This is a genomic window from Falsirhodobacter halotolerans (assembly GCF_022899245.1).
In the GTDB taxonomy this organism is placed as follows: domain Bacteria; phylum Pseudomonadota; class Alphaproteobacteria; order Rhodobacterales; family Rhodobacteraceae; genus Falsirhodobacter; species Falsirhodobacter halotolerans.
Genome location: NZ_JALJAZ010000002.1, coordinates 1 through 15,516, shown reverse-complemented (window position 1 = coordinate 15,516; position 15,516 = coordinate 1). Strand labels below are relative to the sequence as shown.

Genomic DNA, 15,516 nt, shown 5'->3' with positions numbered 1-15,516 from the left:
GCATCATTCGGTCTTGGTGACGCCTTGCAGGCGGATCATGCCGTCGGGATAGGCGGTGAAGCCCTCGACATCCGTATCCATGGCGAAGATGTAGGTCTGGTGGCCCAGATAGATGATCGGCAGATCCTCGGCCAAGATCGCCCCGGCCGCGTCGTAATGGCCCTTGCGCGTGTCGAAATCGGTGGTGGCGCGGGCGGCGTTCAGATGCTCGTCAACCTCGGCGTTGCAGTATTTCGGATCGTTGATCCCCCCCTCGCAGGTCACGAACTGATGAAGGTTGCCATCGGGATCGGGACGCCCCGACCAGTCCGACCGCGACAGCTGGAAGTTGCCCGCCGACTGTTCCGACAGCAGCGTCGCGAATTCGGTCGCGCGCAGTTGCACGTCGAACCCCGCTTCGGACACCATCGCCTGAATGACCTGCATCATCTGGGTGACGACGGGGTTGTTGGCGTGCTGGATGGTCAGCGACAGGCGTTCATGCCCGGCTTCGGCCAAGAGCGCCTTCGCCGCCTCCAGATCGCGGGCGGGAACCGGGTTTTCCTGATCAAACCAGCGGCTGTTCGGGGGGAAGGGCTGGTTGCCGGCACGGGCCGTGCCCTCGAACACCACCTGATTGAGGGCCTCGCGGTCGATGGCAAGCGAGAAGGCCTGACGGATGCGGGCGTCCTGCCCGAAGGGATTGTCCGCCTGCGGCCCGTTGGCGATGTTGTTGTAGATGGCCATATAGCCCAGGCCCACCGACTCCTGCATGGCGATGTCGGACGCGCCTTCCAGGGCGGCGACATCGGGGGCGGCCACGCGTTCCATCATGTCCAGCTCGCCCGACCGCAGGTTGGCCAGACGCACGGTCGTGTCGGGAATGGGCAGATAGGTCACGCGGTCGATGTGGATATTGTCGGCATCCCAGTAATCCGCGAACTTCTCAAGCACGATGCGGTCCTGCTGGATGCGTTCGACGAACTTGAACGGCCCCGCGCAGACGGGGGCGGACCCGAAATTCGCGCCCAGTTCCTCGCCCGCCTTGGGCGAGATGATGATGCCCGCGCGGTCCGAAAGCTGCGCCACAAGGGAACTGTCGGGCGCGTTCAAATTGAACGTCACCTGCAAGGGGCCGGTCGCCTCGATGGACGCCACCGAGGAGAGTTCCGATTTGCGGCGGGATTCCGGCAGGGTCATGTTGCGGTTGATGGTATAGACGACAGCTTCGGCATCCATCGGTTCGCCGTCGTGAAAGACCACGCCCTCGCGCAGGTTCATGACAAGCTTCATGCCATCGTCGGAATAGGCCCAGTCGGTCGCAAGCTGCGGCGCGAAATCGACCTCCGGCGTCAGATCCACCAGCTTGTCGCACATGGCGGTATAGACGATGCGGCCGACGAAGGTCCGCGATTGTGCCGGGTCCAGCACATCGGGATCGTCCTGAAGGCCGATGCGCAGGTCGGCGGCAAGGACGGGCCCGGCCATGAGGGCGCAAAGCGCGGTCGCGAGGGGGAGGCGGATCATATCGAAATCTCCACGTTCTGGGGGGGTTGGGCGGATTGGTCGGTCCGGACCTGATGGATCAGCATGTCCTGAAGAAGGAGGATGTGCTGATGCATCCGGTCGGCGGCGAGGGCGGGATCGCGCGCGGCGATGGCGTCGATGATGTCATGGTGCTGACGTCCCGTGACCGGCAGCGAGGTGCGGTCGGTGCGAACGCGTTCGCGAATGCTGCGCCACGCATCGTCCTGCCGGACGCGGTTCACGATGTCGAAGATGGACAGGAGCAGGGAGTTTCGCGCGGCTTCGGCGAACAGCCGGTGCAAGGCGCCGTCCCACAATTCGCGCGCATCCGCGTCGGTGGATTCGGCAATCCGGTTCGCCAGATCGCGCATCCGCACAATGTCCGCCCCGCGCGCGCGAAGCGCGGCCATATGGGCGATCTGCGGCTCGATCCGCAGCCGGACCTCCATGATCTCCACGAAATCGGTGCTGAGGATCAGGTCGGACGCCGACAGGGACCGCTGATCACCCGGCCCGACGAAGGTGCCTGCGCCTTGCCGCCGCCAGATGCGGCCTTCCGCCTCAAGCACGTCCAGCGCCCGGCGGATGGCCGTCCGGGTCAGGCCGAACCGGGCCGAAAGCTCCCGCTCGGTCGGTAGGCGTGCGCCGGCGGTCCGGGCCGATGTCGACAGGAACAGGCGAAGCTGTTCAAGCGCATAGGCGGAGTTTTCGTTCCTGGACATCGACCGGCGACCATCTGATGATTGGTTCGACCATTCGGTTTATTGGTCGGCCATCCGTCAATCATCGTGGAACGCGTCATGGGGTCGGGGCCGTTGAATGCCTGTTATTGAGGCGTGTCGTCGGGCATCGACCGTTTGATGTGCGGTTGCGAAAGGACCGGCATATCGGATCAGCCGTGCAGCTCCAGCGCGCCGACGGCTGCGCCGAAGGCGACCGCGTCCTGGGCCGCGACGGCGGGCAGGACCAGTGCCGGCGGAATCACAGATCCCCCGTCGAACAGGTCACGCCGGGTCAGGTCGATCCGGTCGCGAAACGCGCGGACGATCGGCAGGGGCAGGGTGCCGCCCAGACAAACGGCCATGGGGGCGAGCAGCGCCGTCACCGAAAACACCAGATGCGCCACCTCGGGCACCGCCCGGTCAAGCCATCGGTCGATCACGGCGGGGTTGTCGGCAATATAGCGCCCCCATTGCCCCGGATCGCGGCCGGAAGGTGGGGCCGGGCCTTCCGCCTCGCAGAAATGCGCCAGATCTTCGAATGACGGGCGGGGCCGTCCGCGCGGGCGCAGGGCGCCAAACTCTCCCGCATTGCCGAACGGGCCGCGATAGAGGGCGCCGTTCAGGATCAGCGCGCCGCCGATCCCCTCGGACAGATAAAGATACGCAAAGTCGCGGTGGCCGGAGGGATTGCCGAGGGCGATTTCGCCGATGGCGGCGGCGTTGGCGTCATTCTCGACCACCACGCGGCAATGAAGTGCCGCTTCCAGCCCCTCCACAAGCCCTTCGCCCCCCCATGACGTCACCTCCTTCGCCAGATCGAGGCCGGTCATGCGGCTGTGGAACCGGGTCGGCATCGCCAGCCCCGCGCCGATCAACGGCCTGTCATTGCGCGACTGGTGGCGCAGGGTGCCAAGGCCGTCGGCGATCGCCGCACATACGGCGGGAAAGGTGCGGAAATCACCTGTGACGGATGTCTCGGCCCGTGCTCGGCCTGCAAAATCAAGGAGAGACAGGGAAATCACGTGGCGTGTCGCATGGATCCCCAAGGCCACCCCAATCTCTGCCGAGAGCGAAAGATCGATCTGCGGGGCGCCGCGTCCGCCGTGGCGTCGCGCGCCTTCGACGACCAGACCCGTCGACAGCAAGTCCCGTGTCATGACGCTCACCGCCGCCGGCGTGACGCCGCACGCCGCGGAAAGTTCGGCCCGGCTTGCGGTGCCGCGCTGGCGCAGGATCCGCAGCAGGCTGCGTTGGCCCGCGGTCAAACCGCGCAAGGTCTGGATCATCGGCGTCATCTCCCCTTGGGCCTGACCCTGTCACGCGACTGTTAATTAATAAAGCTAATTAAACAACGAAGCGACAAGAATCATGACGGAAATCACGGATGACAAAACTCTTCTCGATCTGCACCACGGTGTCCGCACTGGCGCTGAGCGCCGTTGCCCTTCATGCCGAAGAGGTCAATATTCGCGTCTCGACCCTGTCGGAAGCGGCGGGCATGGGGCGGCTGACCAATATCGAGGCGGCGGCCGACCTGATGAACGCCCAATTCGCGGCGGCCGGCGTTGATACGACCATCAAGGTCGAGCTGGCGGGCAGCGGCGCGAAAGGCTGGGACGATCTCGCACTGGAAAATCTCAAGGCGTTTGCGGTGGGGCAGGGGCCAGATATCTCCGTCATCGCCCATGAATGGGTCGGGCAATATGCCCAAGCCGGCTATGCCATGGACATGGGGCCGGAGATCGCGGCCAAGCCCTGGGTGTACGGCGATATTCTTCCGGTGCTTTGGGATTCGGCGAAAGCCGCCGACGGGCAGGTCTACGGCATTCCGCAAGACGCCGAAATCCGCATGTTCTTCTACAACAAGGACATGCTGCGCGAACTGGGCAAGGACGAGGCCTTCATCGAAGGCCTGCCTTCGGCGGTGGAGGCCGGCGATTTCACGCTGGACGATCTGACCGCGCTGTCGAAGGAGGTCGTCGATGGCGGGATCGCAACCTATGGGATGCTGCACCGGCCGAATGTCGGCATCGACTATCTGATGGTGTTCCAGTCCTTCGGCGTCCGCTTCCTCGACCCCGACACCGGCAATCTCGTCTTTCCGAAGGCCGAGATGGAGGCCGCCCTCGGCTGGTATGAACGCAACGCCCGCGAAGGCGTGACCCCGGCCGACAACACCGCGATGAGCTGGGATGCGATCCAGGGCGCGTTCAAGCAGGAAAACGCCTTCATCTTCCATCAGGGCGTTTGGGCGGTGGCGTGGCAACTGGGCGAGAACAAGGGCGCGACGTGGCCCACCGATGCCGAAGGATACTTCGACAAGATCGGGTGGCTGCCCGCCCCCGCGGCCGTCAAGGGCGGCGCGCCGGTCAACCTGTCGCATCCCCTGCTCTATACCGTGAACCCGCAGGGCGATCATGCCGCGCTGGCGGCGGAACTGGTGGCGCTGGCGACCTTGCCCTATTTCAACAACCGACATGCGGTGCAGTCCTATCACACGGCCATCAGCCATGCGCAGACGGCGATGCCGGAATACAAGGACAACTGGGTGCTTTCGGCCGCTTCGCCGATGATGGACCGGGCGCAATTCGTGCCGAACCACACCGAATTCGGCAGCTACAACAAGATCTTGTTCAACGGCCTGCAAGCGGTCGAGACCGGCAGGATGACCGCCGCCGAAGCCGTGAATTTCATCGCGGACGAACTGGACCTGCAATTCGGCGACACCATCGAGATCGTCGATTCCCTCGGCAACTGATCGACGTCACTTCAAGGTCGCCCGCATTCCGGTGCGGGCGGCATAGCTTTGTGGACCCCAGCCATGACCCCGACCCATACCGGCCGAAGATCTCCGGCCCGTCCGCTGTTCTACCTTGCGCCTGCGATCGCGCTGCTGGGCATTTTCTTTCTTGGCCCGATCCTGGTGAACACCGTCATCGCCTTCACCGACATGGGCGCAACGCTGAAGGTGGATGGCTTCACGCTGGAAAACTTCCAGCGAATCCTGCAGCGCGACGGGCGGCTGCCCGGCATCTTGCTGACCACGCTCGTCTATGTCACGGCGACGCTGTTCCTGTTCAACATCGGCCTGGGTCTTGCGCTGGCGCTGGCGACAACGGCGGTGCCGGAGCGGCTGGGCAGTTTCTTCCGCGGCCTCTGGCTTGTTCCGAGGATGAGCCCGGCGGTGCTTTACGCGATCCTCTGGATCTGGATGGCGGACCCGACCGAGGCGGGGCTGATCAATCAGGTCACCGCCGTCTTCGGACTGGCGCCGGTGAACCTGCGCAACGATCATCCCTTGCTTCTTATCGTCATCGCCAACGGGGTGGTGGGCGCGTCCTTCGCGATGGTGATCCTGACCTCGACCATTCGGTCGATCCCGTCGCATCTGGGCCATGCGGCGCGGGTGGATGGCGCGTCGGAATGGGGGGTGCTGCGGCATGTGACGCTGCCCGCGCTTCTGGGGCCGATCCGCATGATCACGCTCTATCAGGCGCTGTCGTTGCTGACGACCTATGAATACATCCTCCTGATCACCGGCGGCGGGCCGGTCTACGATTCGACCCCCTATGCGCTCTATATCTATCGCCGCGCGTTCGAGAACGGGGCCTACGCCTATGGCGCGGCACTTGCCCTCGGCCTGATGGTGATCGGCGTTGCGATCACGCTGGCGCAGTGGCGGTTGACCAACATGCGCGCCACCTTTGCCACCCCGAAGATAGAGGTGCTGTGATGACAGCGACGACAGATTGGCACGCGCTGGAATCCCGCGGCCGCTGGCACCGGACCACCTTCCTTGGCGGTATCCTGGCCTTCCTCACCCTGATTTCGGCGCCGGTGCTGCTGCCCTATCTCTGGCTGGTGGTCAAATCCCTGACCCCGGACAACGACGTGCTGGGCCATGCCGTCTTGTGGCGGGCCGCAGGCATCGGTGCCCTGGCCTATGCAGGGGCCATCGTGATCGCGCTGCTGCCGGAACGTTTCGGCCATCGCCGCGCCGCCTCGCTTGGGCTGGTGGCGGTCACGACGCTCTTGGCCGCCATCCTGATCCTGCCCGCCGTCACGCTGGAAAACTACCGCTTTCTGTGGACCCGCGATGTGGCGGATACCGGCTCCACCCGGCTTGATCTGATGCCGTCGGTCTGGGACGCGATGCGCACCTCCGCCATCTTCGCCGTCGCACAGGTGGTCATCGTGGTGGCGGTGGCGGCCCCGGCCGCCTATGCCCTGTCGCGCTTCGCCTTTGCGGCGCGGGCCGGGTTTCTGGGCGGTCTTCTCATCCTGCACGCGTTTCCCGCCCTTGCGCTGACCGTCGCGATGTTCGTGCAGTTGCATTACATGGGTCTGCTGAACAACCTGTTCGGCGTGATCCTGGTCATGAGCGCGCTTGAGCTGCCTTTCGCGATCTTCATCCTGAAAGGTTTCTTCGATGCCGTGCCATGGGACATCGAGATGAGCGCCCTGACCGATGGCGCCACCCGGTTCCAGGCGTTCCGCACGGTGGTGCTGCCGCAGGTCCGCGCCGGTCTCATCGCGGTCGCCACCTTCACCTTCCTGCGGGGGTGGGAGGAATACGTCTTCGTCAAGACGCTGCTGATCGATGCAAGCCACATGACGATGAGCTTGTATCTCTTCTATGTCGCGCAGGACACGATGGGCGCCGATTACGGGCTGATCGCCGCCGTGGGCGTCGTCTATCTGCTGCCTGTTCTTATCCTTTACCTCTTCACGCAGAAATACATCACCCAGATGAATTTCGGCGGCATCAAGGGCTGACCTCATGGCCAGGATCACACTTTCGAACGTCACCAAAAGCTGGGGCGACACGCAGGTTCTGCATCCGCTGGATCTGACCATCGGACATGGCGAGTTCGTCGCCGTCCTCGGCCCGTCGGGCTGCGGCAAGTCCACGACGCTGTTCCTGCTTGCCGGCCTTTACGCGCCGACCGCCGGCACCGTAGCCTTCGACGGTCACGACGTGAACCGTGTCGACGCGCGGGACCGGAATGTCGGCATCGTCTTTCAAAGCTACGCGCTTTATCCGCATCTGACCGTGCGCGACAATATCGCCTTTCCCCTGCGGTTCCAGAAACTGGACAGGCGGGCCATCGCCGCGAAGGTCGACGAAGCCGCGCGGCTGGTGCAGATCACCCAACTGCTGGATCGCAAGCCCGCACAGCTTTCCGGCGGACAACAGCAGCGGGTCGCGCTGGCACGCGCCTTGGTCAAGGAGCCCAACATCCTGCTGCTGGACGAGCCGCTGTCGAACCTTGACGCAACCCTTCGCATTTCGATGCGGGCGGAGTTGAAGGCGATCCAGAAACGGCTTGGCTTCACCACGCTTCTGGTCACCCATGACCAGATCGAGGCGATCACGATGGCCGACCGGATCATCTGCATGAACGCGGGCCGGATCGTTCAGATCGGCACTCCGGACGATCTGTATCGCCGCCCGGCCGATCTTTTTGTCGCAGGTTTCATCGGCACCCCGCCGATGAACCTGTTGCAGGGGCAGGCGCGCGGCACGGCGCTGTCCTTGGGCGCGGGGCATCTTCACCTCAACCGGCCACATGACGGCACGGTCACGTTCGGGGTGCGCCCCGAGGATATCACGCTCTCCGCGCCCGGCCGGACCGCCATCGGCGGCGAGATCGCCTTGATCGAACCGCTGGGGCGCGAGGTTTTCTATCGCGTCGCCTCCCCTTTCGGCACTCTGCATGTGCTGGAGGCGGGCGAAGTTCCACGCCACAGGATCGGGGATCGCGTGGCCTTGGCCTTCGATCCCGCCCGCAGCCTTGTTTTCGACGATGCCGGTCTGCGCCGCGATGGCCTGACGGCCAGCCTGCCCCTGCCAGCCGCCCCCGAAGCGGCATTTGTGTGATGGAAAGACCCGTGACCAAGATCGTCTCTCACCGCGGTGCCAACAAGTTCGCCCCCGAAAACACCTTTGCCGCCGCCGATCTGGCGCTGGCGCAGGGGGCCGACGTCATCGAACTGGACGTGCGCGAAAGCGCGGATGGCGTGCTTTATGTCCATCACGACGAAACGCTTGACCGCACGACGAATGGCACCGGCCCGATCGGCCATATGCGGTCAGCGGATATCGATGCGCTGGATGCGGGCCGCTGGTTCGCACCGCGGTTCGAGGGCCAGCGCGTGCCCCGGCTCGACGCCTATCTGGAGCATCTGCGCGGGCGCTGCGAAATCTATGTCGAACTGAAATATTGCGACACCGCCAAAGTGGCCGCCTTGGTGCGCGGACTGGGTCTGCAACGCGACACCTTCTATTTCTCCTTCTCCGAGGAGATGCGCCGCGATCTGCAGATCATCGCACCGGAGTTCCGCAAGATGATCACCCTCGATATCGCGAAATCCCCCTCGCTGGCGTCGGCGCTGCACCATGCGGCGATCCTTGAGATCACCCCGGCCCAGATGCGCCATCCCGGCATCCTGGAGGCCACGCGCAAGGCCGGGATGGATGTCATGGTCTATTACGGTGGGCAGGATCCGGCGATCCACGCCGAGATCGCGGCGGCCGGTGTGGATTTCATCAATACCGACAATACCGAACTGTTCGCCGCCGCCCGAGATGCGGCGGCGTGATCCGTGTCGCGATCGTCGCCGATATCCACCTGCACGACATGCGTGGCGGCTATGGCAGCCACGACCCACAGGCCGGGGGGCTGGCGCTGCGCACCTGGGACGACACGTTGGCCTCCACGCGGGTGTTCAACGAAAGCGAGGCGGCGCTGCGCGCGATCCTTGCCGACATCGCCCGACGCGCAATTCACACGGTGGTTCTGCCCGGTGATCTGACGGATGATGGCCAGCCCGGCGCCTATGCGGCATTGCAACGTCTTCTGGGCGATCATGAACGACGCTTCGGCACCCGGTTCTTTGCGACCTTCGGCAATCATGATGCCTTCGGTCCGGCCGGTCGGAGCCTCTCGAAGCGGCTGACGGATGCGCAGGGCGACCCTTTGGTCGTGCCGCCGATGCGGGGGCTTTCCACATCGGACGCGATCACCGCGACCGCAGGTTGGGGCCTGATGCCGCGCGAGGGCATGTTCCATTGGGAAACGCCGTTCGGCACGGACCCGGGCCTTGCGGCCCGTCGTGCGCCCGGCAGTGTCGGTGGGCAGATCGACGCGTCTTATCTGGTCGAACCCGTGCCGGGGTTGTGGCTCTTGATGCTCGATGCCAACGTGTTCGACCCGCAGGACGGCGACTGGCACCTTCGGGCCGACGCCGCCTGGGATCACGCGCTTGCGGCGCGCCCTTATCTGACGGCTTGGATCGCCGGTGTCGTGGCCCGCGCAAAAGCCGGGGGAAAGGCGCTGCTGGCCGCCTCGCATTACCCGATGGTCGCGTTCGATGCCCCGGCGCCCGATGCGGGGATGCGCGTGCCCTCCCCGGAGATCTGGATGCGGCGGATGCCATCGCATCGAACATCGGAACGGCTGGCGGCCACCGGGCTGGGGCTGCATGTCAGCGGCCACATGCACATTCCGGGATCGGGCCGCGCGGGCGGGCTGACGAACATCGCCCTGCCGTCACCCGTCGCCGCCCCCGGCGGTTATGCGATCGCCGAGGTCACAGGCACGGCGATCACCGTCAAACGCATCCCGCAGCCGCCGACACCGGGCTTCGACGAGGGCTTTCCGGCCTATGAACGCAGTCGGTCCGAACCTGTGACCTTTGCAAGTTACGATGCCTTTCTGGCGTATTGCGCGGCCGCAGCGGGCCGTTAGGATAGCCTGCCGCATGATGGATCACAATCGGAAGGCGGCGTCAGGATCCGACGGTGCTTCCGCGATCCAGATCCGTGTTCAGGTTCGATCCGTCCCCCGAGAAATCTTCGTGGTTGTCCTCATCCAGCCCGAAACCGGAGGAGAACTGGCCGCGATCCTCGGCGGCCCGCCCGTCATCGCCCTGCCAATAGTCGATGAAGTGATCCACCTCGGAATCACGGTAATCGAAAATGCTCAGCCCGTCCGGCGCATCGCGCTGGCCATAGCTTTCCATGTAGGCATCCAGAAAGCGGAAATTGTCCAGACCGTTCTCGACCAGCAGGCCCTGATCTTCCAGCTGTGTCATGAAGTCCTGCAAGTCGTCGCGGTAACTGTCGATCTGCTTGGTCTTCTTGATGTCGTTGATGATGTCCGGGATCACCGTCGCGATCGACAGGATGGCCGAGATGAAGAAGGACGGCGCCGCCACCGCCTTGACGACGCTGAGCCCGCGCACCAGCCCCAGCGACGAGGCCATCCCGCCGGCCAGACCGAAACCGCCCGCCGCGACCTGGATCGCCCCTTTTGCCACCGTCACGTCGTCGCCCGACGTGTTTCCTTTCTGGATGGTCAGCGCACCGATGGCGATGTCGGCCGCACCGGCGAAGGTGTCGGCCCCCGCGCTGGCCACCAGAAGGGCCGCTGAAGCGCCTTTTTGAAGGTTCGATACGGGCTTGCCGTCCGGTCCCTTGATCTCGGGGCGTATCTGATACGCCTCCTCGACACCCTTTGAAATCTTGACGCCGTCGTCGTGGCTGATATCGAAGCTTTCCAGATACGCCTTGTATTTGTCGGGGTTCGTCGCGCCATCCAGCGTTTCGTTCACCGCGGCGACAAAATTGCCGCCATTGGCGTGCGGTCCGGGCCCTTCGATGCCCGATGGCGGCTTCAGAAGATCGTCCAGCGTCTTGTCCAGACCCAGCAGCGACTGCGTCGGCTTCTTCTTCATCGCATCGATTTCGGCCTTGGTCTTCAACTCGCGCGTCTCGTCATCGCGCGGGTCGGGCTGGCCGGGTTCGGGGGCCACGTCGCTGGCCACATATTTGTCATCGATGGCCTTGTTGAACGCGGCCACGTCCTTGTTGTGCTCGCCGATGATGTGGTTGCCCAGATCGGCGAAATGCTTTCCCGCGCCGACGAAGCTGACGAAGTCCTTGGCGATGGCCAGCCGTTCCTCGGGCGTATCGGCAAGCGTGCCGCCCTTACCCGCCAGTTGGTATATGCCCGAGGCCAGCGACACCATCCCGCCGGCCGAGCCGATGAACCCGGCCTTCGTCATCTCTTCAAAGAACGCGCGCGCACCGCCCTTTTGAAGACCTTCGTATTTCCCTTTGCCGATGATGGAATCGAGATCCTTCAACGTGACCTCGCCCGTCTTGGAGTAGTGATGGCCCAACTCGGCCATGGCGGCGACGAATTCCTTTGTGGTCTTCTTGTCGCCGATCATTCCCTCAAGGAACTTCTGCGCCTCGGCGGCACGTCGCCCCAGGTCGAGACCGCCTTTCTTGATCAGCGTCAGGAGCATCTTGCCGACATCGCTGCCGGCCATTTGAAGGTTTTCCTCGGTGATCTTGGATGGATCGGCCATAAGGGCGTCCAATTCCATCGTCATCGTGTCGATCTGCATGTTCTGCGCGAATTTGGCCGCGGCCTCGGGATCGGCCGCCAAAAGCGAGGAATACGTGCCCGCGATGTCGTCGGTCGCGATCTGCGTCTTCTCGGGATCCTTGCTCAAGTCCTGGATATATTTTGCGTAATCGGCCCCGAAGGCCATCTCCTTGAGGTCGGCCACGATCTTGTCGCCCCCCTCGACCTTGGACAGGGCATCGGCCCGCGCGGCGGTCAGATCCTTGCCGACCGCCTCGGACTCCATGAGTTTCAGGATCTGTTCGTCGACCTTGCCGCCATCGATGACCCCTTCCAGATCCTGACCCGTCACGGCCTGGGTCGTCACGCCTTCAGAAATGCTCAGCGTATACATCTGGACACCCTCGTCCAGAAAGGCCCCGGCCTTCATCGCGTTGTACAATTTGGCGCGGTCGTCGTCGGGTTTGATGTCGCCCTTGTCGATGCCGGCCTTCCAGTCGTCCATGACCTTCTTCCACGCCGCTTCGGTCACGGTCAGGGCTTTTCCGTCCTCGCCCTTGTCGCTGGTTTCAAGCTGGGTCACGTCCTGTTCGTGGATGGGGGGCAGGCCCGCATCCTCGCGTGCCTTGTTCACCGCATCGATGGCGGCCTGCTGGACGGCGGCTTCGGCCTCGGGGGTCACGGTGTCGGTCATCTTGCCTTTCAGCGCGTCCAGACCGAACTTGCCGAAGTCCTGCAGGCGGCCCGCCTCGGTGCCGTGCTTGGCCTCGCCGCTTTTGGTGAAGCCGTTGATGCGCCCGTCGCTGCCGTGGCCGGTCGAATGGCCGGTCGCATCGTAGGTTTCGATGTGTTTCAGCACCTGGGTGGCACGAAAGGCGGCATCCGCGTCGGTTTCGAAATCGCCGACCTGTTCCTTGAGCATGTCTTTCACGCCCGACTGGTTGCCAAGATCGCGCAACAGGGGATCCTGTTCGACGATCTCTGCCGCGCTGCGCGTGTCGCCTTCGGGGCGCTCCCACAGGATGCCGAGGTCCGCGGCCTTGGCTTTCACCGCATCGTCGTTCCCGGATGCGCCCACCGCGCGCATTTCGCCTTTCAGGTTGGAAAAACCGTGTTTGCCGAAATCCTGCAACCGCCCGGCCTCGGTTCCGTTCTTCGCCTCGCCGCCCTTGGTGAAGCCGTCGATCCGGCCATTGTTGACATCGGTGCCTGCGACCCGCACGCCATTGCTGTCATAACGCTCGACATGCTCCAGCACTTGGGCCGCGCGGTGGGCGGCATCGGCATCCTGTTCGAAATCGCCCACACGCTCCTTCAGCATATCGCGGACGCCCGATTGATTTCCAAGGTTTTTCAACAGGGGCGTGCGGTCAATGATGTCCTGCGCGCTGTCGGTATTTCCGGCGGGTCGTTCCCATTCGATGCCAAGCGCTTCGGCCTGCTTGCGGGCCTCGGGGTCGGTGGCGGCGGTCTGTATGTTCTGCAATTCGCCCTTCAGGTTGGAAAAGCCGAATTTGCCGAAATCCTGCAACCGACCCGCCTCGGTGCCGTTTTTCGCGTCGCCGCCCTTGGTGAATCCGTTGATCCGGCCGTTGTCGACATCGCCGCCCACCAGACGCGTCCCACCGCCATCGAAACGTTCGACATGCTGAAGAACCTGAAGCGCGCGGAAGGTCGCATCCGCATCCTCGCCGATCTTTCCGCCGACGCGCTGTTCCAGCGAGGTGCGCACGCCCGACTGGTTGCCCAGATCGCGCAGCACCTTGTTCTTCTCCACCATCTCCTGCGCGCTGTCGGTGTTCCCCTTGGGGCGTTCCCACAGGATACCGGCTTCGCGGGCATCGGCCTCGGCCTGATTCCACGCGGCGTCGTTGCCGGGATCGACGGATTTGGGGTCGATGGGGGCCGAAGGCGAAACGTTGGACATGGAACTGGCCTTTTCGGGGAAACGATTGCGAGAATGAGGTTAACGGATGATGTGTGACCGGCATGTGACCGATCGCGGCATCTTCAGGAAACGGTTACCCGTGCGCCGATGGACACGCGGTCATAAAGGTCGATCACATCGATGTTCGTCATGCGAAAGCAACCGGATGAGGCCGCGTCCCCCACGGTTTCCGGCGCGTTTGACCCGTGGATGCGATACAGGGTCCGCCCAAGATACAGCGCCCGCGCCCCCATCGGGTTGTCCGGCCCACCCGGCACGAAGGCGGGCAGGTCGGGCCGGCGCGTGCGCATCTCCGCCGGGGGGCGCCAGTCCGGCCATACGCGCTTTGCGGTGATCGTTTCGGTTCCGCTCCAGCCGAAGCCCTCGGCCCCGACACCCACATCGTAGGCCAGTGCGCGGCCCCCGCCCAGGATCAGGAACAGCCGCCGCGCGGCTGTGTCGATCCGGATCGAACCCGCAGGCATCGGCGTATCAAGGCGCACCTCCGTTCGCGTCGAACGATCGGCCGCGGCCGCCCCCGCACCCCCGCGCATCGGCGCGAACAGGAAATTCATGTAGTCGTCCGCATGTGCTTGGGCGGGCAGGGGAGCGAGGGTCAGGCCCGCAAGAAGCGCGCGGCGTGAAAGGACGTGGGGCATGGGCATCTCCTTGGTTTCAGATCAGGCGCGCTCCGACCAGAATATCGGCCACGCGTTGGAACTGCGCGGTGGGCACCGGATCGCCGGTGCGGGCGGTGCGGGCCAGCAGCGCGGCAAGGGCCGTGTCGCCCACGACGGGCACGGCCCGGGCCTGCGCTTCGGCCATCAGGGCCGCCGATTGCGCCGGGGTCGCACGGGCCACGACCACCGGCACCGAGGTTTCCCCCCGGACATAGCGGACGGCCACCGCCCAGTCCCCGGCCGTCCCGATCACCACCGACGCCTGGGCGATGCCCACCTTCGACGCGCTGGCCTGCATCTCGCGGCGCTGCTGGCGACGCTGTTGCAGGATCGCCGGATCGCCCTCGGCGTCCTTGCGCTCACGTTTCATCTCGCTTTTCGTCATCTGCATGTCGCGGCGGAACAGCCATTGCTGCACCATCACGTCGATCATGCCGACGATCAGGAAGCTTGCGATGGCCGTCAGCATCAAGGGACGCACCATGCCGTCGAAACTGGCGCGGATGCAGTCGGCCCCGCAGGACGGCGACAGAAGCAGCGCCCCGATCCCGCTTCGGAATACGATCACGAAGGCCGTCCCCATCGCCGCGATCTTCACCACCGCCTTCAGGAATTCCACCACGCTGCGCAACGAAAACACGCGCCTGGCGCCGGCCACGGGGCTGATCTTTTCGAATTTCGGCATCACGGGTTCGGTGGAAAAGACAAAGCCCCGCATCACCGTCAGGTTGGTGATGATGACCACCGCAAGTGTCAGCAGCAAAAGCGGCACGGCCGTGCCCATCAGCATCTGGGCCGCCGCCGCGCGCAGTTCGGGCCAGACGTCGGCAAGCGGTTCGCGCGCCGCGCGGTCGGCGACCAGATCGACCAGACTGCGCACCTGCGCCTGCCGATCGGCCAGAACGACGCCCAGATAGATCACCGCCGCCAGAAGCGTCATGCCGGTCACCAGATCCTGGCTTTTGGCCACCTGCCCCTTGCCACGCGCATCGCGCAGCTTCTTGTCCGAGGCGGGAAGGCTTTTCTCCTCGCTCGTCCCGCTCATGGCATCGACGCGGGATTGTCATGAAACCGATGTAGGACCGTCATGATGAACAATGCCAAGGTGACATGATGCGACGTCTTTCTTTTCCCGCCGCGCTGGCGGCCGGTCTGGCGCTGACCGCCTGCGCCGCCCCCGATCCGTCCGGCCCCCCGGCGGGCGAGGAGGGGCGAATGCTGAAGCTTGCGCAGGATCTTCAGGCGCGGGGCGAGACAGAGACGGCGGTGGGGCTTCTGGAACAGGCGGCGAAGGTGGCGGACGA

Annotated in this window: 13 protein-coding genes; 7 read left to right on the top strand and 6 right to left on the bottom strand. The window is 64.5% G+C overall.

Annotated features, from left to right (window positions below; translation table 11 throughout):
- Window positions 1–3 precede the first annotated feature (3 nt).
- The 3 genes from MU449_RS13490 to MU449_RS13480 all read right to left on the bottom strand — a co-directional run bounded on the left by MU449_RS13490 (window position 4) and on the right by MU449_RS13480 (window position 3,514).
- Entirely contained in the window at window positions 4–1,506 is a 1,503-nt protein-coding gene (locus MU449_RS13490) for an ABC transporter substrate-binding protein (protein ID WP_244739105.1), read from the bottom strand.
- Entirely contained in the window at window positions 1,503–2,228 is a 726-nt protein-coding gene (locus tag MU449_RS13485; RefSeq protein ID WP_244739104.1) for a FadR/GntR family transcriptional regulator, read from the bottom strand. The genes MU449_RS13490 and MU449_RS13485 overlap by 4 nt, the downstream gene beginning before the upstream one ends.
- Before the next feature lie 170 nt (window positions 2,229–2,398).
- Window positions 2,399–3,514 (bottom strand): ROK family transcriptional regulator, encoded by a 1,116-nt coding sequence (locus tag MU449_RS13480; RefSeq protein WP_244739103.1) that lies wholly within the window; start codon window positions 3,512–3,514, stop codon window positions 2,399–2,401.
- A gap of 98 nt (window positions 3,515–3,612) precedes the next feature.
- Between MU449_RS13480 and MU449_RS13475 the strand changes: the two genes are divergently transcribed.
- The 6 genes from MU449_RS13475 to MU449_RS13450 all read left to right on the top strand — a co-directional run bounded on the left by MU449_RS13475 (window position 3,613) and on the right by MU449_RS13450 (window position 9,979).
- Window positions 3,613–4,986, top strand: coding sequence for an ABC transporter substrate-binding protein (locus tag MU449_RS13475; RefSeq protein ID WP_244739102.1), 1,374 nt, complete (start codon window positions 3,613–3,615; stop codon window positions 4,984–4,986).
- Window positions 4,987–5,049: 63 nt separating this feature from the next.
- Window positions 5,050–5,961, top strand: coding sequence for a carbohydrate ABC transporter permease (locus MU449_RS13470; protein WP_244739101.1), 912 nt, complete (start codon window positions 5,050–5,052; stop codon window positions 5,959–5,961).
- Window positions 5,961–7,004: a carbohydrate ABC transporter permease gene (locus MU449_RS13465; RefSeq protein WP_244739100.1), complete on the top strand. Its 1,044-nt coding sequence runs from the start codon at window positions 5,961–5,963 to the stop codon at window positions 7,002–7,004. The genes MU449_RS13470 and MU449_RS13465 overlap by 1 nt, the downstream gene beginning before the upstream one ends.
- Before the next feature lie 4 nt (window positions 7,005–7,008).
- Window positions 7,009–8,109 carry an ABC transporter ATP-binding protein gene (locus tag MU449_RS13460; RefSeq protein WP_244739099.1) on the top strand — a complete coding sequence of 367 codons (1,101 nt, stop codon included), beginning with the start codon at window positions 7,009–7,011 and terminating at the stop codon, window positions 8,107–8,109.
- Between the two features lie 11 nt (window positions 8,110–8,120).
- A complete protein-coding gene (locus MU449_RS13455; protein ID WP_244739098.1) occupies window positions 8,121–8,831 on the top strand; it encodes a glycerophosphodiester phosphodiesterase in 711 nt (236 codons plus the stop codon).
- Entirely contained in the window at window positions 8,828–9,979 is a 1,152-nt protein-coding gene (locus MU449_RS13450) for a metallophosphoesterase family protein (protein WP_244739097.1), read from the top strand. The genes MU449_RS13455 and MU449_RS13450 overlap by 4 nt, the downstream gene beginning before the upstream one ends.
- Before the next feature lie 40 nt (window positions 9,980–10,019).
- Here MU449_RS13450 and MU449_RS13445 read toward each other — a convergent pair whose 3' ends face one another.
- The 3 genes from MU449_RS13445 to MU449_RS13435 form a co-directional block, all read right to left on the bottom strand.
- A complete protein-coding gene (locus MU449_RS13445; RefSeq protein ID WP_244739096.1) occupies window positions 10,020–13,532 on the bottom strand; it encodes a hypothetical protein in 3,513 nt (1,170 codons plus the stop codon).
- Window positions 13,533–13,615: 83 nt separating this feature from the next.
- The gene (locus tag MU449_RS13440) at window positions 13,616–14,191 is read right to left on the bottom strand and encodes a L,D-transpeptidase (protein ID WP_244739095.1); all 576 of its coding nucleotides are present in this window, start codon (window positions 14,189–14,191) and stop codon (window positions 13,616–13,618) included.
- Window positions 14,192–14,207: 16 nt separating this feature from the next.
- Window positions 14,208–15,257 carry an EscU/YscU/HrcU family type III secretion system export apparatus switch protein gene (locus MU449_RS13435; RefSeq protein ID WP_244739094.1) on the bottom strand — a complete coding sequence of 350 codons (1,050 nt, stop codon included), beginning with the start codon at window positions 15,255–15,257 and terminating at the stop codon, window positions 14,208–14,210.
- Window positions 15,258–15,322: 65 nt separating this feature from the next.
- On the opposite strand from MU449_RS13435, the gene MU449_RS13430 reads away from it, so the two are divergent.
- Window positions 15,323–15,516 (top strand): hypothetical protein (locus tag MU449_RS13430; RefSeq protein WP_244739093.1); only part of this gene is annotated, 194 nt, incomplete at its 3' end.